Origin of the sequence: Streptomyces sp. NPDC014861, assembly GCF_043081625.1 — a bacterium.
Lineage (GTDB): Bacteria > Actinomycetota > Actinomycetes > Streptomycetales > Streptomycetaceae > Streptomyces.
The window spans coordinates 88100-109211 of sequence record NZ_JBIBWV010000021.1; the positions used below are offsets into that span (position 1 = coordinate 88100).

The 21112-nt window shown below is 74.2% G+C and carries 21 protein-coding genes; 6 read left to right on the top strand and 15 right to left on the bottom strand.

From position 1 onward, the window contains the following. Positions 1-100 precede the first annotated feature (100 nt). Positions 101-2914, bottom strand: a complete 2814-nt coding sequence (locus ACF1BN_RS29850) for a molybdopterin-dependent oxidoreductase (protein WP_392334706.1) — start codon at positions 2912-2914, stop codon at positions 101-103. Then, positions 2911-3753: an FAD binding domain-containing protein gene (locus ACF1BN_RS29855; protein ID WP_392334707.1), complete on the bottom strand. Its 843-nt coding sequence runs from the start codon at positions 3751-3753 to the stop codon at positions 2911-2913. Before ACF1BN_RS29855 ends, ACF1BN_RS29850 begins: the two co-directional genes overlap by 4 nt. A 228-nt stretch (positions 3754-3981) precedes the next feature. Between ACF1BN_RS29855 and ACF1BN_RS29860 the strand changes: the two genes are divergently transcribed. Further along, complete coding sequence (locus ACF1BN_RS29860; RefSeq protein ID WP_392334708.1) at positions 3982-5508, top strand: PucR family transcriptional regulator; 1527 nt, start codon at positions 3982-3984, stop codon at positions 5506-5508. A 12-nt stretch (positions 5509-5520) separates the two neighbouring features. On the opposite strand, the gene ACF1BN_RS29865 is transcribed toward ACF1BN_RS29860, so the two are convergent. The 5 genes from ACF1BN_RS29865 to ACF1BN_RS29885 all read right to left on the bottom strand — a co-directional run bounded on the left by ACF1BN_RS29865 (position 5521) and on the right by ACF1BN_RS29885 (position 12390). Continuing rightward, positions 5521-5919, bottom strand: a complete 399-nt coding sequence (locus ACF1BN_RS29865; RefSeq protein ID WP_392334709.1) for a molybdopterin-binding protein — start codon at positions 5917-5919, stop codon at positions 5521-5523. A gap of 46 nt (positions 5920-5965) precedes the next feature. After that, positions 5966-10210, bottom strand: a complete 4245-nt coding sequence (locus tag ACF1BN_RS29870; protein WP_392334710.1) for a molybdopterin-dependent oxidoreductase — start codon at positions 10208-10210, stop codon at positions 5966-5968. 240 nt (positions 10211-10450) lie between these two features. Beyond that, a complete protein-coding gene (locus tag ACF1BN_RS29875; protein WP_392334711.1) occupies positions 10451-11203 on the bottom strand; it encodes an anti-sigma factor domain-containing protein in 753 nt (250 codons plus the stop codon). After that, positions 11200-11766 carry an ECF RNA polymerase sigma factor SigK gene (gene sigK, locus ACF1BN_RS29880; RefSeq protein WP_392334712.1) on the bottom strand — a complete coding sequence of 189 codons (567 nt, stop codon included), beginning with the start codon at positions 11764-11766 and terminating at the stop codon, positions 11200-11202. The genes ACF1BN_RS29875 and sigK overlap by 4 nt, the downstream gene beginning before the upstream one ends. A gap of 141 nt (positions 11767-11907) precedes the next feature. Further along, positions 11908-12390: an ATP-binding protein gene (locus ACF1BN_RS29885; protein WP_392334713.1), complete on the bottom strand. Its 483-nt coding sequence runs from the start codon at positions 12388-12390 to the stop codon at positions 11908-11910. Positions 12391-12635: 245 nt separating this feature from the next. Here ACF1BN_RS29885 and ACF1BN_RS29890 point away from each other — a divergent pair, with 245 nt between their 5' ends. Further along, the gene (locus ACF1BN_RS29890; RefSeq protein ID WP_392334714.1) at positions 12636-13019 is read left to right on the top strand and encodes a hypothetical protein; all 384 of its coding nucleotides are present in this window, start codon (positions 12636-12638) and stop codon (positions 13017-13019) included. 90 nt (positions 13020-13109) lie between these two features. Here the strand turns inward: ACF1BN_RS29890 and ACF1BN_RS29895 are convergent, their stop codons facing one another. The 3 genes from ACF1BN_RS29895 to ACF1BN_RS29905 are packed head-to-tail and all read right to left on the bottom strand — an operon-like array spanning position 13110 to position 14247. Then, on the bottom strand, positions 13110-13376 hold the full coding sequence (locus tag ACF1BN_RS29895) for a DUF4235 domain-containing protein (protein WP_392334715.1): 267 nt from the start codon (positions 13374-13376) through the stop codon (positions 13110-13112). Next, complete coding sequence (locus ACF1BN_RS29900) at positions 13373-13834, bottom strand: DUF3618 domain-containing protein (protein WP_392334716.1); 462 nt, start codon at positions 13832-13834, stop codon at positions 13373-13375. The genes ACF1BN_RS29895 and ACF1BN_RS29900 overlap by 4 nt, the downstream gene beginning before the upstream one ends. Further along, complete coding sequence (locus tag ACF1BN_RS29905) at positions 13831-14247, bottom strand: phage holin family protein (protein ID WP_392334717.1); 417 nt, start codon at positions 14245-14247, stop codon at positions 13831-13833. The genes ACF1BN_RS29900 and ACF1BN_RS29905 overlap by 4 nt, the downstream gene beginning before the upstream one ends. Before the next feature lie 221 nt (positions 14248-14468). Between ACF1BN_RS29905 and ACF1BN_RS29910 the strand changes: the two genes are divergently transcribed. Further along, the gene (locus ACF1BN_RS29910) at positions 14469-14762 is read left to right on the top strand and encodes a hypothetical protein (protein ID WP_392334718.1); all 294 of its coding nucleotides are present in this window, start codon (positions 14469-14471) and stop codon (positions 14760-14762) included. Between the two features lie 82 nt (positions 14763-14844). On the opposite strand, the gene ACF1BN_RS29915 is transcribed toward ACF1BN_RS29910, so the two are convergent. Further along, on the bottom strand, positions 14845-15246 hold the full coding sequence (locus ACF1BN_RS29915; RefSeq protein ID WP_392334719.1) for an ATP-binding protein: 402 nt from the start codon (positions 15244-15246) through the stop codon (positions 14845-14847). Between the two features lie 201 nt (positions 15247-15447). On the opposite strand from ACF1BN_RS29915, the gene ACF1BN_RS29920 reads away from it, so the two are divergent. Further along, positions 15448-15822, top strand: coding sequence for an STAS domain-containing protein (locus ACF1BN_RS29920; RefSeq protein WP_392334720.1), 375 nt, complete (start codon positions 15448-15450; stop codon positions 15820-15822). Here the strand turns inward: ACF1BN_RS29920 and ACF1BN_RS29925 are convergent. The 4 genes from ACF1BN_RS29925 to ACF1BN_RS29940 all read right to left on the bottom strand — a co-directional run bounded on the left by ACF1BN_RS29925 (position 15800) and on the right by ACF1BN_RS29940 (position 19173). After that, positions 15800-16900 carry an iron-containing redox enzyme family protein gene (locus ACF1BN_RS29925; RefSeq protein ID WP_392334721.1) on the bottom strand — a complete coding sequence of 367 codons (1101 nt, stop codon included), beginning with the start codon at positions 16898-16900 and terminating at the stop codon, positions 15800-15802. The genes ACF1BN_RS29920 and ACF1BN_RS29925 overlap by 23 nt on opposite strands. Continuing rightward, positions 16900-17166 carry a CDGSH iron-sulfur domain-containing protein gene (locus ACF1BN_RS29930; RefSeq protein WP_392334748.1) on the bottom strand — a complete coding sequence of 89 codons (267 nt, stop codon included), beginning with the start codon at positions 17164-17166 and terminating at the stop codon, positions 16900-16902. Before ACF1BN_RS29930 ends, ACF1BN_RS29925 begins: the two co-directional genes overlap by 1 nt. A 31-nt stretch (positions 17167-17197) precedes the next feature. Next, positions 17198-17887, bottom strand: coding sequence for a HemK2/MTQ2 family protein methyltransferase (locus tag ACF1BN_RS29935; RefSeq protein WP_392334722.1), 690 nt, complete (start codon positions 17885-17887; stop codon positions 17198-17200). Positions 17888-17988: 101 nt separating this feature from the next. Next, positions 17989-19173 (bottom strand): alcohol dehydrogenase catalytic domain-containing protein, encoded by a 1185-nt coding sequence (locus ACF1BN_RS29940; RefSeq protein WP_392334723.1) that lies wholly within the window; start codon positions 19171-19173, stop codon positions 17989-17991. 363 nt (positions 19174-19536) lie between these two features. Here ACF1BN_RS29940 and ACF1BN_RS29945 point away from each other — a divergent pair, with 363 nt between their 5' ends. Continuing rightward, complete coding sequence (locus ACF1BN_RS29945; RefSeq protein WP_392334724.1) at positions 19537-19875, top strand: BatC protein; 339 nt, start codon at positions 19537-19539, stop codon at positions 19873-19875. Continuing rightward, entirely contained in the window at positions 19872-21077 is a 1206-nt protein-coding gene (locus ACF1BN_RS29950; protein ID WP_392334725.1) for a cupin domain-containing protein, read from the top strand. The genes ACF1BN_RS29945 and ACF1BN_RS29950 overlap by 4 nt, the downstream gene beginning before the upstream one ends. Positions 21078-21112 lie beyond the last annotated feature (35 nt).

Sequence of the window (21112 nt, forward strand, 5' to 3'; positions counted from 1 at the left end):
GCGGTCGGTGGGCGGCTGCGCGAAGGGATACCCGACCGACAGGTCACCGAACCTCGATTGCCATGTGGATCACGGTCTGCGACGCGCATCTGTGAGGTTGCTACGAGTTCCTGTCTCCTATCTGCTTGGACTGTCGGCCGACGCCGCCGTGCTTCCGGTGGAGGGCGAGCCAGACGCGGTCCCGGGTGACGGGCAGTTCGGTGAAGCGGATGCCGGTGGCGTCCCGCAGGGCGTTGGCGAAGGCGGGGGCGACCGGGTTGAAGGGGCTCTCGCTCATCGACTTGGCCCCGAGCGGGCCGATCGCGTCGGACGTCTCGGTGAAGTGGACCTCGGTCCGGGGCACGTCCGCGTACTGGGGAAGCCGGTAGCGCCGGAACGACGCCGTCGTCACCTCGCCCCGTTCGTCGACGCGGACGGTCTCGAAGAGCGTGGCGCCGAGCGCCTGCGCGACCCCGCCCTCGACCTGGCCCCGGCACTGCATCGGGTTCATGACCTTGCCGGCGTCGGCGGAGTGGACGCTGCGCAGGATGCGGATCTCGCCCGAGCCGGGGTCCACGGCGAGGCGGAACCACTGGGCGTTGAAGGCCACCGAGCGCGGCGAGCCGCCCCAGTGCCCGTCGGCCGCCAGCTCCTCCGCCGCCCCGAGGGCGTGGCCCGCCTCGTACAGCTCCTTGAGGGTGACGAGCCGCCCGGCGCAGTCGACGGACTCGGCGCCGAGCACGCACAGGTGGCGGGCCACGCCGGTGTGGCGGGCGGCCAGGGTGCGGAGCCGTTCCGCCAGGGAGGTCGCGGCGAGGAGGACGGCCTTGCCGGCGACGACGGTGCCGGCGGAGCCGAAGGCGCCGGTGTCGTGGCGGACGACGTCGGTGTCGGACTGGCGGACGGTGAGCCGGTCCTCGGTGGTGTGCAGAGCACCTGCGGTGATCTGCTTGTGGACGGTGGTGGTGCCGTTGCCGAACTCGGCGGTGCCCACCGCGATGTCGTACGTGCCGTCCTCCAGGAGCGAGATGCGCGCGTCGGCGTGGTGGCCGCCGGGCGGGCCGGTGGCGATCATCGCCATGCCGGTGCCCTGCCCGACCAGCCAGCCCTCCGGCGCTTCCTCGGCGCTGCGGTCCTCCGCGATCGCGTTCCGTACGACGGCGAGGCACTGGTCGAGCCCGTAGGAGGCGATGTACAGGTCCTCCTCCTCGCCGATCGGGCTGTGCATGGCGTCCCCGGGACCGATGATGTTCCTCTCGCGGAAGACGAGGGGGTCCATGCCGAGGCGCCGGGCCAGCTCGTCCATGACGGACTCGACGGCGAAGGTGACCTGGCCGAGTCCGTAACCGCGGAAGGCGCCGGCCGGGACGACGTTGGTGTAGACGGAGTAGGCGTCGACCTTCTTGTGCGGGGCGCGGTAGACGGCGAAGGACTCCCCGACGCTGTGGAACATCACCGCGGGGCCGTGGTTGCCGTACGCGCCGGTGTTCGACACCACCCGCATCCGCACGGCCGTCAGCGTCCCGTCCTTGCGGGCCCCGACCTTGATGCCGATGGTGAACGGGTGCCGGGTGGTCGCCCCGTGGAACTGCTCGGCCCGGGTGTACTCCAGCTTCACCGGCCGGCGCAGCTTCAGCGCGGCGAGCGTCACGATGTCCTCGGTCAGCATCTCCTGCTTGCCGCCGAAGCCGCCGCCGACCCGGCCCGCGACCACCCGCACCTCTTCCTCGGGCAGGCCGTACAGCGCACACAGGGCCCGCCGGGTGAGGAACGGGGTCTGGGTGGAGGAGCGCACGGTCAGGCGTTCGCCCGTGCCGTCCTCCTTGGGCTCGAAATACGCGACGCAGCCGTGGGTCTCCAGGCTCGCGTGCTGCACGCGCTGGGTGCGGAACGTCTCCTCGTACACCACGTCCGCCTCGGCGAAGCCGTCCTCGACGGAGCCGATCTCGCCGTGGACCTCCCCCGCCACGTTGTTCTCGACCCGGGCGATCCGCGCCTCCGGCCCCTTCCCCGCGTGGATCACGGGGGCGCCGGGGCGCATCGCCTCCTCCGGGTCGATGACGAAGGGCAGTTCCCGGTACGTCACGTCGATCCTGCGGCAGCCCTCCTCGGCCGCCCGCTCGCTGTCGGCGACGACGGCCGCGACGCGCTGGCCGACGTACCGGACGACGTCGTCCAGGACGCGGGTGTCGTCGGGGTCCTCGGTGGGGTGCTCGTGCCGGGCGGAGGAGTACAGCGTCGCCGGGGCGTCCTCGTGGGTGAGGACGGCGACCACGCCGGGCACGCGGAGCGCGGCCGAGGTGTCGATCGCGACGATCCGGGCGTGCGGGTGCGGTGAGCGCAGCAGCTTCATGTGCAGCAGGCCCGGGACCTCGACGTCGAAGGTGTAGCGGGCCGTGCCGGTCACGACCTGCGGGCCGGCCGGCGCGCCGACGTTCCGGCCCACGGCCTTCCCGGCGCAGGGCCGTTCGACGTGCTTCACGCCCCGGACGGCGTCCTCGATCGCCCGGTAGCCGGTGCAGCGGCAGATGTTGCCTTTGAACGCCCGGGGCAGGTCGTCCAGCTTGCCGTCGTCGTGCGGGGTGCCGCGCTCGGCCTCCAGGGCGGCCGTCGTCATCAGGAAGCCGGCCGTGCACATGCCGCACTGGTAGCCCTGGGCGTCAAGGAACTTCCGCTGGACGGGGTGGAGTTCGCCGTCCGGGGAGGCGAGGCCCTCCACGGTCGTCACCGTCCGCCCCTCGGCCCGCACGGCCGGGTAGAGGCAGCTGTGCACGGGTTCGCCGTCGACGTGCACGGTGCAGGCGCCGCAGTCGCCCGCGTCGCACCCCTTCTTCACGCCGAACCAGCCGCGCTCGCGGAGGTAGGTGCGCAGGCACTGGCCGGCTCGCGGCGCGGTGTCGAACGGGCGGCCGTTGACCTGGATGTCGAAGCTCATCGGGCACCTTCCCCGGGGGTGTCGGACGTGGTCAGCTCGCGGCGGACCTCCTCGGCGAGACGCAGGGCCATGTGCCTGCGCCACTCGGGCAGTCCGTGGATGTCGTCGAACCACGCGCCGGGCGCCACCGCGGAGTCGACGGCCGTACGGAGCTGCCCGGCGGTCGGCGGCAGCGGGAACCAGAGGCGGAGGGGGCGGGTGGTGGCGGCGGTGACCGTCACCGCGAGCGAGCCGTCCACCGGGTCCAGGGCTCCGATCACCAGGGCGCCGGACCGGCCGAGCCCGTACAGCGACGCCTGCCGGAAGGCCGTACGGCATCCGAGGGCCCGCCCGGGGAGCGTGACCGAGCGCAGCAGCTCGCCCTCCGCGAGGTCCTTCACGCCCGCGCCGCGGATGAAATCGGCCACCTTCACCTCGCGGGTCGAGCCGTCCTGGGCCAGGAGGAGGCAGGTGCCGTCGAGGGCGGCGGTCAGCGAGATCATCGGTCCGGCCGGCAGGCCGTTGCACAGGTTCCCGCCGACGGTCGCCATGTTCCAGATCTTGAACGAGGCGAGGAACGCCCGGCAGCACTGCTCGAACAGCGGGGCGGCGGGGGCGTCGAGGAAGCGTCGCGCGTGGCGGGACAGTTGGGTGATCGTGCAGGTCGCCGCGATCTCCAGCGAGCCGTCCGGGTGCCGCGTGAGCGGCTCCCAGCCCATCCGGCTCAGATCGACCAGCCGCCGCAGGTGCGGCTGGGGTTCGGAGAACAGGTACGTCCCGCCGCCCAGCCACGCGTCCCCGGGCCGCCAGGGTTCGCGCAGCCGCGCGTCCCTCACGTCCGCGATCGTGTTCAGATCCATCCCACCCCTGCCTCCCGACCGGTGCCTTCAGGCCAGTGAAGCCCGGCGGGGAGTTCCGGCACGACTGGACGGGAACCCGGAAAACATCCATCGGACCGGCTTCGTCACTGGACGATCAACCAAGAGCTGTTCTCCGCCATCGCCCGGGCATTTACGATGCAACAACTCGCATCCGCCTGGTGAATGTGAAAGCGCGGGTCCGGCCCGCGACCGCGCAAGGAGCACCGCATGCACGTCGACCACCTCCTCCGACTCGACCGCCTGGACCTCTCCCTCGTCTGGGGCGACGAGACGCTGCTCGGCCACGAGATCGCCGGGGTCACCGCGACCGACCTGGAGGACCCGGCGCGCTTCCTCCAGCCGGGCGAGGTCGTCCTGAGCGGACTCGTCTGGTGGAGCCGCGACGGAGCCGCGGCCAGGACCGACCGCTTCGTCTCCGCCCTGCGCCGGGCGGGGGCCGTGGCACTGCTGGCCGGCGAGGAGACCCACGGCCACGTCCCCGGCGAACTCGCCGACGCCTGCCGCAGACACCGCGTCCCGCTGATCGCCGTGCCCCCGCACACCAGCTTCCGGGCCATCACCGAGGCCGTCTACCTGCGGCAGTGGGGCGAGCTCAACCGCCACCCCGCCCACCACGCCCTGCCGGAGAACGTCCGGCTGGACCTCGACCACGCGCTGGAGCACGGCGCGACCGTCGGCGAACTCCTCGACCGGGCCTTCGCCCACCTCGGCACTCCCGCCTGCCGTCTCCTCACCGCCGCGGGCCGGACCGTCGCCCGCACCGGCGACGCCCCGGAGCTCCCCGCCCGGGAGGCCATGGCGGCACTGGCCGGCACGCGGGGCACCACGCTGCGGATCGACGCCGAGGGCACCGACTTCGACACCTGGTACCTGCACCTGCCCGAGGAGGGCCAGGTCCCGCCGCGGGTGCTCCAGGAGATAGCCGGACTCCTCGGACGCCACCGGCGCCGCGAGGACGGGAAGCGGGCCGAACACGGCCCGGCCGCCACCGAGCTGATGGAGGCCGTCGCCACGCCGCGCGCCGACACCGGCCGGCTCCGGCGCGCCCTGGCCTCCTGCGGACTGGACAGCCGGCCCTCCTACACGGTCGTCGCCGCCGCTCTCGAACCGAACGGGAACGCGGGCGCCGACGGCGTCGCCGCGCTGACCGAGGCCCTCCGGCACCTGCCGTCCGCGACGTTCGCCGTCGCCGTGGGCGACGACGACGCGGCGACGGCCGTCCTCGCGAGCGAAGGGGACGCGGCCGAGGCCGTGGCCGAGCACCTGCGCGGGATCGCGGGGCTGATCGAGGCGTGCCGGCCGGGGAGCACCTGGCACATCGGACTGAGCGACCCGGTCGACGCGTCCGCCCTGCGCACCGGACTCACCCAGGCCCGCTACGCCCTCGCCGGGGCCCGCGCCGGGGCCCCGGCGTCACCGCGGGTCGCCCGGCTGCGTGACCTCGGCGGGCTGGCCCTGCTCCTCGCCGGCGTCCCCGCCTCCGTGCGCGAGGTCTACCGCGAGACCGTCCTGGGCCCCCTGGCGAAGGCCGGCCGGGGGTCGGGCGCCATGCTCCTGGAGACCCTGGAGGTCTTCCTGGCGCACGACTGCTCCTGGACCCGGACCGCCGAGGCCCTCCACGTGCACATCAACACGGTCCACTACCGCGTCGAACGCATCGAGCGCCTCACCGGCCGCGACCTGTCCCGCCTCGACGACCGGGTGGACCTGCGCGCCGCGCTCCTGAGCCGCTGACGCCGGCGGCCCTCAGGGCAGGTCGATGTGGACGCTGGTCGACTTGACGCGGGCCGTCACCGTGACGCCGACGTCGAGCGCCAGCTCCTCGACGGCCTCGCGGGTCACCAGGGACACCAGCCGGTGCGGCCCCGACTGCACCTCCACCTGGGCGGCCACGTCGTCGACGCGCACGCCGGTGACGATCCCGACGAAGGAGTTCCGCACCGAGGTCGGCACGTCGTCCTCCGGCACGGCGTGCAGCCCGGCCCCCCGCTCCTGGGCGAAGGCGGCCAGGTCCACCCCCTCGATCACCCGTCGGCCGGCCCCGTCGCGCACCATGGCCAGCTTGCCGCCGTCCGCCCACCGGCGAACGGTCTCCGAACTCACTCCGAGCAGCTGCGCGGCCTGCCCCATGCTGTACGACGGCACACCCGCACTGTAGGCCACGGCCTCGTCCGGCACGAAGGGGCCGCGGTCAGTAGACGTCGCGGACGTACCGTTTCTCCGCCGCCATCCGCCCGACGTACGCGTCCGCCTCCTCCTCGCCCATCCGGCCGTGGCGGGCGACGATCTCCCGGAGCGTCCGGTCGACGTCCTTCGCCATGCGGGCCGCGTCACCGCAGACGGCGACGTGGGCGCCGTCCCGGAGCCAGGACCAGAGGGCGGCCCCGTGTTCGCGCATGCGGTCCTGGACGTAGATCTTGGCGCGCTGGTCGCGCGAGAAGGCGGTGTCGAGCCGGTCGAGCAGGCCGCTCGCCCGGTGGGCCTCCAGCTCCTCGCGGTAGTAGAAGTCGGTCGCCTCGCGCTGCTCGCCGAAGAAGAGCCAGTTGCGTCCGGTGTGGCCGCGGGCCCGCCGGTCCTCCAGGAAGCCGACGAACGGCGCCACGCCCGTCCCCGGCCCGACCATGATCAGGGGTGCGGCGGGGTCGGCCGGCGGGCGGAAGTGCGCGGAGCGCTGGACGAAGACCTGCACCGGGCCGTCGTCGGCGTGGTCGGCGAGGTAGGCGGAGCAGACGCCGGTGCGGTCCCGGCCCCGGTCGTTGGAGTAGCGGACGACGGAGACGGTGAGCCGCACCTCCCCCGGGTGGGCGAGGGGGCTGGAGGAGATCGAGTACAGCCGGGGCTGGAGGCGTCTGAGGACGCCCGCCCACTCGGCGGCGGAGGCGCGTGCCGGGTGGGCGCCGATCAGGTCGGCGGCCTGGAGGCCCCAGCTCCGCTTCGCGAGCTCGTCCTTGTTCCCGGGGCGCAGCAGCCGCCTCAGCTCCTGGCTGCCGGAGCGCTCGGCGACGAAGCGGAGCAGGTCCGGCGTGATCCGCGTGATGTCGAGGCGGGTCCGCAGCGCCTCGGCCAGCGGCAGCGGGCCCCCGTCGCCGACGGGGACCGGCTCGGAGGGGTCGAGGCCGGTGAGGGCCAGCCACTCGGTGACGAGTCCGGCGCTGTTGGCGGGCCACACCCCGAGGGCGTCGCCCGCCTCGTGGGCGAGTTCGCCGCCGCGGGTGTCGAAGGCGAACTGCCGCACCTCCTTCTGCGAGCCGGGCAGGCTCAGGAGCCGGTTCCCGACGAGGAGCGTCGGGAACGGCGACGCCTTGGAGTACGTCACGGGCGCGGCGGCCGGCGCGGGGGACTGCACGGGCTTCCCCGGAGCGGCGGCCTGAGCGGGCACAGGCGTGGACGCGGGGGCGGGGGCGGCGAGCAGCGGCAGGACCGCTTCGAGCCAGGCGGCGGAGCGCTCCTCGTGGTCGGGTTCGCAGTCGGTACGGGGGTGCAGGCGGCCCGCGCCGAGTTCGGCCAGCCGCTCGTCCACGCGGCGGCCGTACCCGCAGAAGTCGTCGTAGTTCGAGTCGCCGAAGGCGAGCACGGAGAACCGCACCCCGTCCAGCCTGGCCGCGCCGGGAGAGCTGAGGGCCTGCCAGAACGCGGCGGCGTCGTCCGGCGCGTCGCCGTCCCCGAACGTACTGGTCACCACCACCAGATCCGTGTCGGCACCGATGTCGGCGGGGGCCACGTCGCCCATGGGGAGGAGGGCCGCGTCGCGGCCGGCCGCGGAGCAGCGGGCGGCGACGGTGGCGGCGAACTCCTCGGCGGTTCCCGTCTGGGAGGCCCAGAGGACGAGGAGCCGCCGGGTCGGGTACGGGCCCTCGGGTCCGTCGGCGTCCGCCGGTCCCGGCGCGGGCGCCGGGGGGCGTGCGGGGGCGTCCGCGCGGGAGAACAGGCCGGCGAGGACGCCGTTCACCCAGAGGCCGTGGGCGGGGGCGACGGGAGCGGAGGCGGGCAGGACCGGCACCCGCCCGTCGGCCGGCGCGCTCGACAGTCCGGCCACGTAGCCGGCGAGATAGTCGCGCTCCGGCTCGGTGAGGGCCGGGGGCGCGAGGTCGGCGACGCCGAGCAGCGCGGCGAGGAAGCGGACCGGCTCGCCCGCGACGACGGGGTCCGCGGTGGCGGTGCGCGGGGCGGCGGGGTACGCGGTGTCCGTCCCGGCCTCCGGTCTCCCCGCTTCGGCCGGGTCTCCGGCCCCGACGGGCGGCACGGGCGCGGTCGTCCTCGTCAGGGACACCGCGCACGCCTTGAACTCGGGCTGGAAGGAGAGCGGGTCGACGGCGTCGTTGGTCACGGCGTTGATGCTGAGGTACTCGCCGAAGAGGTCGTTCCAGTGGAAGGGGGCGAAGCACTCCCCGGGCCGTACGCGGTCGGTGACGACGACGGGGAGGACGGCCCGCCCGCGCCGGGAGGCGATCTCCAGGTGGTCGCCCCCGGCGGCCCCGAGCGCGCGGGCGTCCTCGGGGTGGACCTCGACGAAGGGGCCGGGGTTCAGTCGCGTCAGCTTGGCGACCTTCCCGGTCTTGGTCAGGGTGTGCCACTGGTGCTGGAGGCGTCCGGTGTTGAGGACGAAGGGGTAGTCGTCGTCGGGGAGTTCGGCGGCGGGCAGGTGCGGCCGGGCGAAGAAGCGGGCCCGGCCGCTCGGGGTCGGGAAGGCGAGGCGGGGCCGGCTGCCGTCCGGGCGCTCCAGGAGGGTCTGGCTGACGCCGTCGTTGAGGTAGCGGATCGGGTTGCGGTCGGGACCGTCGGCCGTCGGGGCCGGCCACTGCACGGGGGTGTCGCGCAGCCGCTCGTACGAGACGCCGCGCAGGTCCCAGCCGGTCTGCGGGTTCCACGCCCGCTTCAGCTCCTCGAAGACCTCCTCGGCGGAGGCGTACGCGAACGCCTCGGCGAAGCCCATCGCGCGGGCCACGCGGGCGATGAGCTCCCAGTCGGGCAGGGCCTGGCCGGGCGCGTCGACGACGCCCCTGACCAGGGTGAGGTTCCGCTCCGAGTTGACCTGTACGCCGTCGGACTCCGCCCACAGCGTGGCGGGCAGCACGACGTCGGCGTACCCGTTGGTCTCGGTCTCGGTGAACACGTCCTGGGTGACGACGAGTTCGGCGGCCTCCAGGGCGGCGATGACGGTCCTGCGGTTGGCGACGGAGGCGACCGGGTTGGTGCAGATGATCCAGCACGCCTTGATCTCGCCGGCCGCCATCCGCTCGAACATGTCGACGGTGCCGCGTCCGGCGTCGGTGCGCAGCGATCCCTCGGGGATGCCCCACAGCTCCTCGGTGAAGGAGCGGTCGGCGTCGACGAGCACCGACCGCTGGCCCGGCAGTCCGGGCCCCATGTAGCCCATCTCGCGCCCGCCCATGGCGTTGGGCTGGCCGGTCAGCGAGAACGGCCCGGAGCCGGGCCGGCAGATCGCCCCCGTCGCGAGGTGCAGGTTGACCAGCGCGTTGGTGTTCCACGTGCCGTGCGTGGACTGGTTGAGCCCCATCGTCCAGCAGCTCATCCACGCGCCGGCCTCCCCGATCCACCGGGCGGCCCGCCGGATGTCCTCCTCGGGTATGCCGGTGACCTCGGCGACCCGGGCGGGCGGGTGGTCGGCGAGGAGGGCGGCCGTCTCCTCCCACCCCTCGGTGTGCTCGGCGACGAACTCCTCGTCCACGTGCCCGTTCTCGACGAGCAGGTGCAGCAGGCCGTTGAGCAGGGCGAGGTCGGTGCCGGGCCTGATCCGGAGGAAGAGGTCGGCCTTGTCGGCGGTGGCGTTGCGCCTCGGGTCGACGACGATCAGCCTCGCCCCGGCCGCCTTCACCCGCTCCATCATCCGCAGGAAGAGGATCGGGTGGCAGTCGGCCATGTTGGAGCCGATCACGAGGAAGACGTCGGCGTGGTCGAAGTCCTGGTAGGAGCCGGGCGGCCCGTCGGCGCCCAGCGACAGCTTGTAGCCGGTGCCCGCGGAGGCCATGCAGAGCCGGGAGTTCGACTCGATCTGGTTCGTCCGCACGAACCCCTTGGCCAGCTTGTTCGCCAGGTACTGCGCCTCCAGGGACATCTGCCCGGAGACGTAGAACGAGAGCGCGTCCGGCCCGTGCTCGTCCAGGATCGCCCGCAGCCGCCCCGCCACCTCCGCGACCGCGGCGTCGACGTCCGTCTCGACCGGCGCGCCGCCCCGCTCGGCCCGCACCAGGGCCATGGCGGCCCGTCCGGGCGCGGCCATCATGTCGGCGCTGGTCGCCCCCTTCGTGCACAGCCGCCCGGAGTTCGCGGGGTGCGCCTTGTCGCCGGTCGCCTTGACGGCCCTCCGGCGCCCGGTCGTCCCGTCCCGCTCGATGTCGAGGACGATGCCGCAGCCGACCCCGCAGTACGAGCACGCCGTACGGACGGACCCGTCCCCCGTTTCCGCCGCCGCCACCGGAACCCCTTCCCTCGTCCTCCCGCGGGTGATCCCCACGCCGACGACGGTAGGCAGCCGGGATTACTGGATGATCACACGCTCGGCACGTCAAGGGTTACACCACCCGCACGACGGCCCGGGACGGCGGGTGAGGAAGGCGGGCGAGGAGGGCGGGTCCACCGGCGAAGGGCCGGTGACCTGCCGCGTACGCCTCCCGGCCGGCGGGGACGGCCCGGGGGCCGTACGCCGCCCGTCGGCTCAGGCGCCGAGGGAGATGATGCCGAGCGGTTCGGTCGTCGGCTGGGCGGAGCCGCCGGCGGGTTCGACGGTGATGCCGACGGCGACCGCGTCGTCCAGGGGGGCGTCGAGGACCTGTGTCACCCGGTCGCCGGAGTCCTCCAGGAGCCCCGCGGGGCGCAGGTCGCCGCCCGGGCCGGCGTACCAGAGTTCGTACGTCCTGTCGCCGGGGAGCGGCGGGAGGCCCCGGGCGGTGAACGCGGCCTCCGCCTGCTCGCGCGAGACGACGACGGCCGCCTTGGCGCCGTCGGTGAGTTCACCGGTGTGCACGGTGGCGTCGGGGGCGGTGAGGACGTCCGCGAAGGCTCCCCCGGCGGTACGCGCCTCCTCCTGGGCCTGCGCCGCCTGGGCGCGCGCCTCCTCGGCCTCCGCGTGCTCGCGGGCGGCGACGGCACCGAGCACGACCGCGGCGGCGACGCTCGCGGCGAGCGCGAGGCGCAGGCCCGTCCCGCCCCGGGAGCGGGCGGGGTGCCGGCCCGGGGCCCGCGGTGTGCGGGAGACCTGCTCCAGGACGCGCGCCCGCAGGTCCTCGGGGACCGGGGCGGACTCGGCGGACGCGAGGCGCGCGGTGGTCTCCTCGAACTCGGCGACCTCCCGGCGGCAGGCCGCGCAGCCGGCGAGGTGGTTCTCGAAGGCGGCCTCCTCGGCGGGCGGCAGCGCGTGCAGGACGTACGCCGCGGCGCCGAGGTGCTGCTCTTCCTCCGGGGTGGTCATGATCCGGCCTCCAGGCACGCACGGAGCTGTTCGAGGCCCTTGCGCATGCGGGACTTCACCGTCCCCTCGGGGGTGGACAGCGCGCGCGCCACCTCCAGGCAGGTCATGCCCTGGTAGTAGGCGAGCACCAGGGGCACCCGCTGGGGGCGTTCGAGCGTCTCCAGGCAGTGGTGGACACGGCGCCGTTCGTCGCTGTCCTCGACCGCCTCGGCGACCTGGTCGAAGTCCCGGTCCGGCGACAGCATCCCCGCCCGGACCTCGCGGTCCTTGCTCGCCTGGACGGTCCGCACCCGGTCCACGGCGCGCCGGTGGGTGAGGGTCAGCACCCACGCCTTCGCCGTTCCCAGGTCGGGCCGGAAGCGGTCCGCCGTCCGCCACACCTCGATCATGACGTCCTGGGTCACCTCCTCCGCCTGGCTGGCGTCCCGCAGGATCCGGCAGGCGAGCCCCATCACCGTCTGGGCCAGTGCGTCGTAGACGCCGGCGAACGCCTCGCGGTCGCCGTCGGCCGCCCGGAGCAGGAGCGCGTCGACGTGGGCGTGCGGTGCGGACGGGTGTGGCAACGGTCGTCCCCCATCGTCATGGCTCTGGTGGTCGGTCGCCCCGCGCGGCCGACGCGACCTGTTCGACTCTGCCGCCTTCGGCGAGGTCGCGCCGTGTGGCCGGGCCGGCCGGGTGAGTCCTCCGGGTCCCGGCGGGGACCCTCAGGGCGGCCTCGGCCCGTCGTGGGCGGGCACGCGGACCGGTGCGCCGACGGGCATCCGGACCGCCGCCCGGGCCGGTACCGGTGTCCCCAGCGCGACACGCACGGTCTTGCCGCCGATGCGGGGAACCACCCTGACGGAGTCGCCCAGCCGGCGCATGATCTCCAGGCCGAACCCGCCCCGCTGGTCACCATGCCCGGACCCGTGGAGATCGGGCATCTCCTCGCTGTGGTCGGTGACCGCGATGTCCAGGCACCCGTCGTGCTCGGACAGGGTCAGGAGGCAGGGGCCCCGGGTGTGGCGGACCACGTTCGTGACGAGCTCGGACACGATCAGGACCGCGTCGGCCGTTCGAGCGCAGTCGCCCGCCTCCAGCCAGCCGGCCGCGATGCGGCGGGCGGCGGCGGGGCTCCGCGGTCCCCAGGGCAGGGCGACGACGAGGCGTGTCCGGCTGGACGTCGAGGGTGACGCTGTGAGAGTCATGACCGCTCCCTGAGGGCCGGGGTTCCGCTGCGTTCTTCCTGCGTGAGGGATTCGTAGCCGCCGCGCGCCCGGATGACGGACCGGACCCGGGCGCCCCGGGCGGCGAGGAATTCCGCCGCCGGTCTCATCCGCCGGCGGGTCGGCTCCGAATCCCTCATGACCCCGCACGACGAGGCGGCCGTCCGAACCGCACGGCCGAGCCCGACGTGCTCACACGAGTCGATCCATCGAGGGAGGTGCGTCCGATGACCGCGTCCATGCGCGCCCGTCGTCTGGTGGCGAGTGCCGCGGCGACGGGACTGCTGGCAGGCGGCGCCGCGCTCGGCATGTCCGGCACGGCCACCGCGGCACCCGCGCCCACATCCGTCTCGACCGTCGTGGCCGGTGACCACCACGACCGTCACGACCGGTGCGAGTGGAAGAAGGGGCACTGGGAGAAGAAGTGGGTGAAGGGCCACTGGGAGAAGAAGCGGGTCCACCACAAGACGTGGCACCCCGGCCATCACGACAAGCAGGGTGACTGGCACAAGGGCTACTGGAGCCACGACCGCTCGTACAAGTGGGTCTACGTCCCCGCCCACTGGGACCACCACTGGGTGAAGGGCCACTGGGACTGCCGTCACCGGTGACCGCGGCCCCGATTCCCTTCCGCCGAGGACCAGGCCCCCGGGCCTGGTCCTCCGCCGTACCGGTGCGCGCAGGGCGTCCGGGCCGTCGGATCAGCCGGGCCAGGTGCCGGTCAGACGGCGGGTGGTGGCCGCTCCCGCCCGGTCGACGGCGGCCTTGACGAGGGCGAAGATCGCGCCCTGCAGGGCCGCGGCGACCAGCACCTCCCGCCAGGTGCGGTGCTCGTCGGTGGCGTCCGGTGCGTCGTCCTCGTCGCTGATCAGTTTCCACGCCTGCTTGAACGCCAGGCCCGCGGCCATGCCGCTGACGGTGCCGAGGACGAGTCCGACGGGCTTGTAGGCGACCTTGGAGGCCTTCACTTGCGCCTCCGGTTCCGGCGCAGGACGAGGAGGACGGCCAGCGCGGCGACCGCCAGCAGCGGACCGCGGCCGGCCCGCGCGGCGGCACCCACCGACGCCGCCTTACGGCGCACGGGGTCGGGGGTGTTCTCCGCGACCATCCGGCCGACGTGGGCGGCGCCGTCACGGGCCTGCGCCGCCGCGTGCGTCACCTGCTCCACCACCGGGTCCGGGGTCTTGTCCTTGATCAGCTCGGCGGCCTGGGACGACGTGTCCCGAAGCCGTCCTGTCAGCAGCGCCGCCTGCTCGACGGCCTGCTCCTTGACCTCCGCCGCCTTGGCCTTGGTCTGCCCCTTGATGTCGGCCTTGCCCGCCAGCGCCTCCACGGTCCGGCCGAGCTGCTCACGGGTGTGCTCCACCTGCTCGCGCAACTGCTCCGGGGTCGCCGCGGGTACGTTGTCCTGGGACTGATGGCTCATCGGTGTGCCCTCTCCTTGATCTCGGCCACATCGGCCTTGACGCTGTCGATGGTCTTCTCCGGCGCGGGACTCCCGGCCCGGGCGATCTGCTTCCTGCCGGCCGCGACCAGCACCGCGGCGACCGCCGCCAGAGCGGCGGCGATGATCAGGGCCGACGCCCACAGCGGGAGGAACAGGGCCAGGACCGCGATGGCGGCGGCGACCAAGGCCTGGGCGGCCAGGACACCGACCAGTCCGGCGCCCCCGAACAGGCCGCCGCCCCTCCCGTAGCGCTTGCCCTTCTGGGTCATCTCCGCGCGGGCCAGTCGCATCTCCTCCCGGACCAGCTCCGAGATCTGCTGCGACGCCCGCGACACCAGCTCACCCACCGGCGCCTCGCTGTCGTGACCGAAACGGTCTCCCACGGCGCTCATCTCGCTGCTCACCTTCCTCCGCTCGCCGAGACGTTCACGGTCGGCGCCTACCCTGCCGCCCGCCGGTCACCCGCCTCGGATCGTCATCGCCGCCGACGGGCGTGAGGCCGGGACGCCATGGCCCGGCACCCGGTGCCACCGCTGGGACCGGACTCAGGCATGCGAGCCGTGGAAGAGGGCAGCCGAGGGGGAGCCCGCGGGAATCGAACAAGGAGAATCCGATGGACAGCACCGTGGAGCCGGAGCTCCCCGACCCGGTACCGGCCACACCGAACCCCGTCACCCCCGACCTGCCCCCGCCGGACCAGGAAGCCCCCGACATCCAGGTCGCCCGGCGCGGGAACCCCCCGTCCGAGAAGCCGTCAGGGGCCGACGCACCCCCCGGGGACCGCACCACCGACGATCCGCACGGGGACCGCAGCACCGACGATCCGCACGAGGCCGCCGACGCGCCCGATGACGGACGCCCGGCCGCCGGCCCGGGGACTCCGGCGCCCCAGGAACAGACCGACTAGCCGACCGCCCGGCCGACGACGGGCCCCGCCGCCTCCTGGCCCACCGCCCGGCCGCCGGCGGCCCCGCCGGGCTCGGTGTCCGCTAGTCGGTACCCGCCAGGGACACGCGCACCGTGATGCTTTTGCCCGCCGGTTCCTCGCGGGATTCGAAGCTGTCGGCGACACTCGTGACGATCTCCAGCCCGTGCCCGCCGATGCGCCCCGCGTCGGCGGCCCTGGCGACGGGCAGGGCCGGGTTGGAGTCCCGGACGACGATCTCCACCTGCTCGCCGACGATCCGGAGCTCCGTCGCGATGGGGCCCGGGGCGTACTTGCACGCGTTGGTGACCAGCTCGCTGAGCACCAACTGCGCCCGCTCGACCGCCTCCGGCGCCACGTGCCGGACCTGGGCCGCGTGCACGCCGGCGAGGAAGTCGGCGGCGAGACGACGTGCCTGGGCGATGGAGGCACCGCTGCCGTCGAACGACGTCGAAACGCGCGACAACGGTGCCGTGAAGACTTCTCGTGTCGCTGTACCTGGTTCGTGCATGACCGCCTCTGGCCCCCCTCGCCGCCGAAGGGCGCCTACCCTGCGTCCAAGGGATGACGCCCCCACCTCTCTGTGAGACACGGCACACCGCGCGACCGCCGATCCGTGACTCCGGGCGGGCTGCACATCGCCCGGCGAGTGTGCCAGGCTTCCCCCATGGCAGCGGCAGAGAACCCGAACCTTCCAAGTCCCACGCCCGGACGACTGGACTTCACCACCGCCTCCGCGCCCGACGGCGTCCGCGTCGTGAGCCTGTCCGGCGAGATCGACCACGTCACCGGCGACACACTCCGCGACGCGCTCCACGTCTCGGGCCCGCGCCCCAGGATCGTGGCCGACTTCACCCGGGTCACCTTCATGGACTCCAGCGGGATCAACATCCTGATCACCGCCCACCAGGAGCTGACCGAAGCCGACGGATGGCTGCGCCTGGCCTCACCCTCCTCCGCCGTGCACCGCACGATCACCATCGTCGGCCTGGACGCCGTCATCGACTGCCATCCCGGCGTCACCGAGGCCCTGGCGGCCTGAACGCCCTCTCCTGCTCCAGGGGCCGGCGCAGCGCGCTGGCTCCCCGGTCCCACGCCTCGCGGAGGTGGGTGGCGAGGCGGTCCTCCAGCAGGGCGGTCGCGGCAGAGCCGAAGGCGATGTCGGCCTCCAGGGCGGGCTCGTCGGCCAGGAGCCCGTCGACGACGCCGTGGCGCACCACCTGTTCGTGGACGGCGTCGGCCTCCACGTGCTCGGCGTAGAAGCGTTCGGCGGCGGCTCCCGCCCCGCATCGCCGCATGGCCTTGGCCAGGCGCCTGGAACCGGGCGACGACGTGATCTCGACGCAGGCGAAGTGGCCGACGAGGGCGCCGCGCAGAGCGCGGTGGAGCCCGAGAAAGGACATCAGGTTCACGGTCGCCAGGAGCGGGGCGGGGGCGTGGTCCACGTACCGGCCGTAGGCGCGGTCGAGGCCGAGGTCGTCCATGAGGTCCGCGTAGAGCCGCGCGTGGACGCGGTCGGCGCGGCCGGCGCCGAACTCGTCGTACTCGATGGCGACCATGGACGCCTTGGCCTGTCCGGTGAGCCGGGGGATCACCCAGGCGTGCGGGTCGGCCTCCTTGAGGTGGTAGAGGGAGCGCAGAGCCGCGTACTCGCGCAGCTGCCACAACTCCCCTCGCGTCGCCAGGTGGTGGCTGAGGCTGCCGGTGAGGTCCACGGGCTCGACGAGGAGGGGCGCGAAGGCTTCCGCCACCGTCCGTGGCGCATCGGGCAGTTCGGCGCGCAGGGCGTCGAGGAAGCGCGCTTCCATCGCCCGGCGCAGCCGCAGGAGGTCGGGGTCCCACTCGCGGGCGTCGTCCACTCCGTCGAAGCCGCGGTAGTGGAGCTCGTACAGGAGGTAGAGGGCGAGCTGGAGGTCCTCGCCCCAGGGGTCGGCGCGCGACACGGCCTCGTCGGCGCGGCACGGCGCGCCGCCCGTCCGCAGGGCCCGCGTCACGGCTCGGGACAACTCGCCCCGCTCCTCGGCGAGTCGGGGTGGCGCGGCGGCGACCGCGTGGCTCGTGCTCACCACGGGGCGGGGTGCCGTGGCGGCGCCCGCCGGGCCCGTGCTCGGAGGGGGCATCACTGCTTCCTTTCCCCGGCGCGGCTGCCCTGCTCGGTACCGCTGCCCTTCTCGGTACCGCCGCCGTTCTCGGTGGCGCTGCGCTTCCTCGGTCGGTCGGCTCGTTCGCGGCGGCGATGGCTGGTGTCGCACCAGGGGTACGTGCGACTGCGCCGGCATGTGCAGACGGCGACGGAGAAGCGGTCGGAACGGGCGACCGTCCCGTCGGCGAGGACGATCTCGACGGGGCCCTCGACGACGACGGGTCCCTCGGGGTCCACGAACACCCGGCGCGCGGAAGCCCGGTCCGGCGTGGCGTCAGGCGTTGCGGGCACGGATGACCACCAGTTCCTCCCGCGTCTCGTCCGCGCCCGCCAGGCCCCGCCGCTCCAGCCAGTCCCGTCGCGAGCGGAGCACCGGACCCCACGGGACCGACGCGCGCGCCGCGATCGCGGCGGACAGGCCCTCGCGGGTCAGCCGGTCCACGGTCGCCTCCGCCCCGCACAGGCCCGAGTGCACCATCAGGAGCACGCCGCCGGGGCGAAGCAGGGCGCCGGCGGACCCGCAGACGCGGTCGATCACCAGGCGTCCGTCGGGACCCGCGTCCCAGGCCCGCTCCGGCCCCCGCGCGGGCGGCCGGGGCCCCGGGGCCGGAACGTACGGGGGGTTGGTCACGATCAGGTCGAAGCTCCGCCCGTGCGTCCGCTCGGCGAAGTCGCCGTGCAGGACGCGCAGCGGCAGGCGGTGGAGCCGGGCGTTCATCCGTGCCGTGACCACCGCGGGCCAGGAGACGTCGACCGCCGTGACCGCGGCGGCGCCCCTCCGCGCGGCGTGGAGGGCGAGTGCCCCGGTCCCGGTGCCGATCTCCAGGACGTGCGTGAGGGGCCCGACCTCCTCCTGTGCGAGGGCCGCGGCGAGCAGACGTGTGTCCGCCTGGGGCCGGTAGACGCTCGGGAGGGCGAACAGGCCTCCGGGGAGCGCCACCGGGGTCAGAACCGTGCTGGACATCGCCTACCTCTTCTCCGGACGCGGATCCGGCTCGCGTGCGAGCCGCCTCCGTGGTCACGGGCGCAGGGCCCAATGGGGGTCGCGGCGGACAGGGACGGGTGTCAGGGCGAGAAGAGGACCTTGACGGCCCCGTCCTGCTTCTTCTGGAACATGGCGTACGCGTCCGGAGCCTGTTCGAGCGGCAGGCGGTGGGTGGCGAAGTCGTCGACGCCCAGCGGGTCCCCGTCGGTGAGCAGGGGCAGGATGTCGTCGACCCAGCGCAGCACGTTGGCCTGGCCCATGCGCAGCGTCAGCTGCTTGTCGAACATGGTCAGCAGGGGCAGCGGATCGACCGCGCCGCCGTACACCCCGGACACGGACACGGTGCCGCCGCGGCGGACGAGGTCGATGGCGGTCCTGAGGGCCGCGAGCCGGTCGACTCCGGCGCGCTTCATCAGGGCTCCGGCCGGGGCGTCCGGCAGCAGGGTGGTCAGGCTCTGGGCGGCCGCGGCGACCCGGCTGCCGTGGGCCTCCATGCCCACGGCGTCGATGACGGCGTCAGGGCCGCGCCCGCCGGTGAGGGACCGGACGGCTTCGGACAGGTCGTCGCCGCGCTCCTTGAGGTCCAGGGCGTGGACGCCGCGTCGACGTGCCCTCTCCAGTCGTTCGGGGACGAGGTCGACGCCGATGACCGTGCCGGCGCCCCGGTGTGCGGCGATGCGGCAGCTCATGTCACCGATGGGCCCGAGTCCGAGGACCGCGACGCTTCCGCCCGGCGGCACGGCCGCGTACGCGACCGCCTGCCAGGCCGTGGGCAGGACGTCGGAGAGATAGACGAAGCGGTCGTCGGGCGGCCCGTCCGGAACCGGGACCGGCAGGGTGTTGCCGAAAGGAACGCGCAGGTACTGGGCCTGCCCGCCGGGGACCTGGCCGTAGAGCTTCGTGTACCCGAAGAGCGAGGCGCCCGTGCCGTGCTCCCGCACCTGCGTCGTCTCGCACTGGGAGTGCAGCCCCTGCCCGCACATGAAGCACGACCCGCAGGAGATGTTGAACGGGACCACCACCCGGTCCCCCGGCTTCAGGGCGGTGACCTCGGGCCCCACCTCCTCGACGACGCCCATGGGCTCGTGCCCCAGGATGTCGCCGGGATCGAGGAAGGCGCCGAGGACTTCGTAGAGGTGCAGGTCGGAGCCGCACAGGCCGGTCGTCGTGACCCTGACGATGACGTCGTCGCCGTCGCGGATCACCGGATCGGGCACGGTGTCCACCCGTACGTCCCTCTTGCCCTGCCAGGTGAGCGCTCTCATGACGCCTCCTCGTCGACCTCGTCGACCTCGTCGTGCCGTGGTTGCCGTCCGCGTCCGTCTCGTCGTCGCGTCGCCGGCGTCCTCCCGCCGCGCCACAGCGCGCCTGCCCCAGGACGGAACCTGAAAACGGACATTTCGCAGGATTCGGGCCGCTGTCCATGGGGTCGTGGCCTGACGAGGCGCCTCCGGCCCGTTCCGGCCTCGGCACGGCCGCGGTGCGGTCGCGGCGATGTCGACGACGTGTCTACGGCACCGCGCGCCTGTCCTCCCTCCGGTTGCCGGTGCCACGCACGTGGGTGAGCGTGGAGAGGAGGTCCGACCGGACCCCTCCCTCACCGATCGTCCTCGTTCCCAGGAGGAGATATGGCGCACCCCGAGCAGGACCCGAAGCAGCAGGAAGGGCCGGCGGACGGCGGAGCGGAAGGCTTGCCCGGCGTACACGACGGCGGCGCGGACGGCGGCGCCGACGGAGGAGCGGACAGCGGCGCCGAAGGGCCGGCGGACGGCGGAGCGGCCGGCACGCCCGGCGTACACGACGGCGGAGCCGATGGCGGAGCGGACGGAGGGGCCGACGGGGGTGGCGACGGCGGGGCGGACGGCGGTGGCGACGGCGGAGCCGACGGCGGAGCGGACGGCGGGGCCGATGGCGGGGCCGATGGCGGGGCCGACGCGGGGGCCGGCAAGGCCGGCGGCGGCGGTTGAGCACCGTTCCCAGGGCGCTTCGGGACACGGCGGCGGATGCCGACAGCCGTGTCCTGGAGACACGGCTGATCGGCCTCCGCCGCGAGGAGTTCGCCGCGCGCGTCTGGGGCCGGACACCGCTGCTCACCCGAGGAACCGGTGACTTCTCCGACCTCTTCTCGGCACCGGCCGTGGACGAGCTGGTCTCCCGACGCGGGCTGCGCACGCCGTTCCTCCGCGTCGCCAAGGACGGCGCCACCGCCCCCGAGTCCTCGTACACCTCACCGGGGGGAGTCGGCGCGTCGGTCGCGGACCAGGTGGACGACACCGCGCTGTGGCGGAGCTTCGCCGGCGGCAGCACCCTGGTCCTTCAGGCGCTCCAGCGCACCTGGCAACCCGTCACGGACTTCGCGGCGCGGCTCGGTACGGAACTCGGCCACCCCGTACAGGCCAACGCCTATGTCACCCCGCCGCAGAACCGCGGCTTCGACGCCCACTACGACGTGCACGACGTCTTCGTCCTCCAGATCACGGGGACCAAGCGCTGGATCGTCCACGAACCCGTGCACCCGGCTCCGCTGCGCGACCAGCCCTGGACCGCCCGCCGCGCCGCGGTCGCCGAAGCCGCGCGGGGCGAGGCGTACCTCGACACCGTGCTCGGACCCGGCGACGTCCTCTATCTGCCGCGCGGCTGGCTGCACGCCGCCGAAGCCCTGGGGACGGTGTCCATCCACCTCACGCTCGGCGTCCACACCTGGACGCGGCACGCGCTGGCACGGCAACTCGCCGACGCCGCGCTGGCGTTGCTGCGGGAGGACGTGGAGATGCGCGGGTCCCTCCCCCTCGGCGTCGAGGGTCCGGGCGACGACGTCGACCTCGTGCGCCGGCGTCTTGTCGCCGCGCTCGCCGAGGCCGACCCCACTCCCCTGTTCCACCGCGCCCGGCGCGGCCAGGCACGACCCGCGCCCCGGGGGCCCCTGGCTCAGCTCGCAGCGCTCGACAGCCTCGCGCCCGACTCGCCCGTACGGCTCCGGGAGGCGCTGGAGGCGAGGCTGGTGGGCCGTCGCCTCTCCACCCGCGTCGGGTGGCTGGACCTCTCGGAGGCGGAGCTGCCCCCGACGCTACGGATCCTCACCGGCGGCACGCACACCGCCGGCGACCTCGGCCTCCCCTTCGTCGAACGACTGCTCCGCGCGGGCGTACTCGTCCCCGCCGGGTCATGAGCCGCACCCGATGACCGACCCGACGACCGATCCGA

Bases quoted from the DNA above. Each gene is read 5' to 3' on its own strand.
- ACF1BN_RS29850 (WP_392334706.1), bottom strand. From the start codon at position 2,914: ATGAGCTTCGACATCCAGGTCAACGGCCGCCCGTTCGACACCGCGCCG.
- ACF1BN_RS29855 (WP_392334707.1), bottom strand. From the start codon at position 3,753: ATGGATCTGAACACGATCGCGGACGTGAGGGACGCGCGGCTGCGCGAA.
- ACF1BN_RS29860 (WP_392334708.1), top strand. From the start codon at position 3,982: ATGCACGTCGACCACCTCCTCCGACTCGACCGCCTGGACCTCTCCCTC.
- ACF1BN_RS29875 (WP_392334711.1), bottom strand. From the start codon at position 11,203: ATGACCACCCCGGAGGAAGAGCAGCACCTCGGCGCCGCGGCGTACGTC.
- ACF1BN_RS29885 (WP_392334713.1), bottom strand. From the start codon at position 12,390: ATGACTCTCACAGCGTCACCCTCGACGTCCAGCCGGACACGCCTCGTC.
- ACF1BN_RS29890 (WP_392334714.1), top strand. From the start codon at position 12,636: ATGACCGCGTCCATGCGCGCCCGTCGTCTGGTGGCGAGTGCCGCGGCG.
- ACF1BN_RS29900 (WP_392334716.1), bottom strand. From the start codon at position 13,834: ATGAGCCATCAGTCCCAGGACAACGTACCCGCGGCGACCCCGGAGCAG.
- ACF1BN_RS29905 (WP_392334717.1), bottom strand. From the start codon at position 14,247: ATGAGCGCCGTGGGAGACCGTTTCGGTCACGACAGCGAGGCGCCGGTG.
- ACF1BN_RS29910 (WP_392334718.1), top strand. From the start codon at position 14,469: ATGGACAGCACCGTGGAGCCGGAGCTCCCCGACCCGGTACCGGCCACA.
- ACF1BN_RS29920 (WP_392334720.1), top strand. From the start codon at position 15,448: ATGGCAGCGGCAGAGAACCCGAACCTTCCAAGTCCCACGCCCGGACGA.
- ACF1BN_RS29925 (WP_392334721.1), bottom strand. From the start codon at position 16,900: ATGCCCCCTCCGAGCACGGGCCCGGCGGGCGCCGCCACGGCACCCCGC.
- ACF1BN_RS29935 (WP_392334722.1), bottom strand. From the start codon at position 17,887: ATGTCCAGCACGGTTCTGACCCCGGTGGCGCTCCCCGGAGGCCTGTTC.
- ACF1BN_RS29940 (WP_392334723.1), bottom strand. From the start codon at position 19,173: ATGAGAGCGCTCACCTGGCAGGGCAAGAGGGACGTACGGGTGGACACC.
- ACF1BN_RS29945 (WP_392334724.1), top strand. From the start codon at position 19,537: ATGGCGCACCCCGAGCAGGACCCGAAGCAGCAGGAAGGGCCGGCGGAC.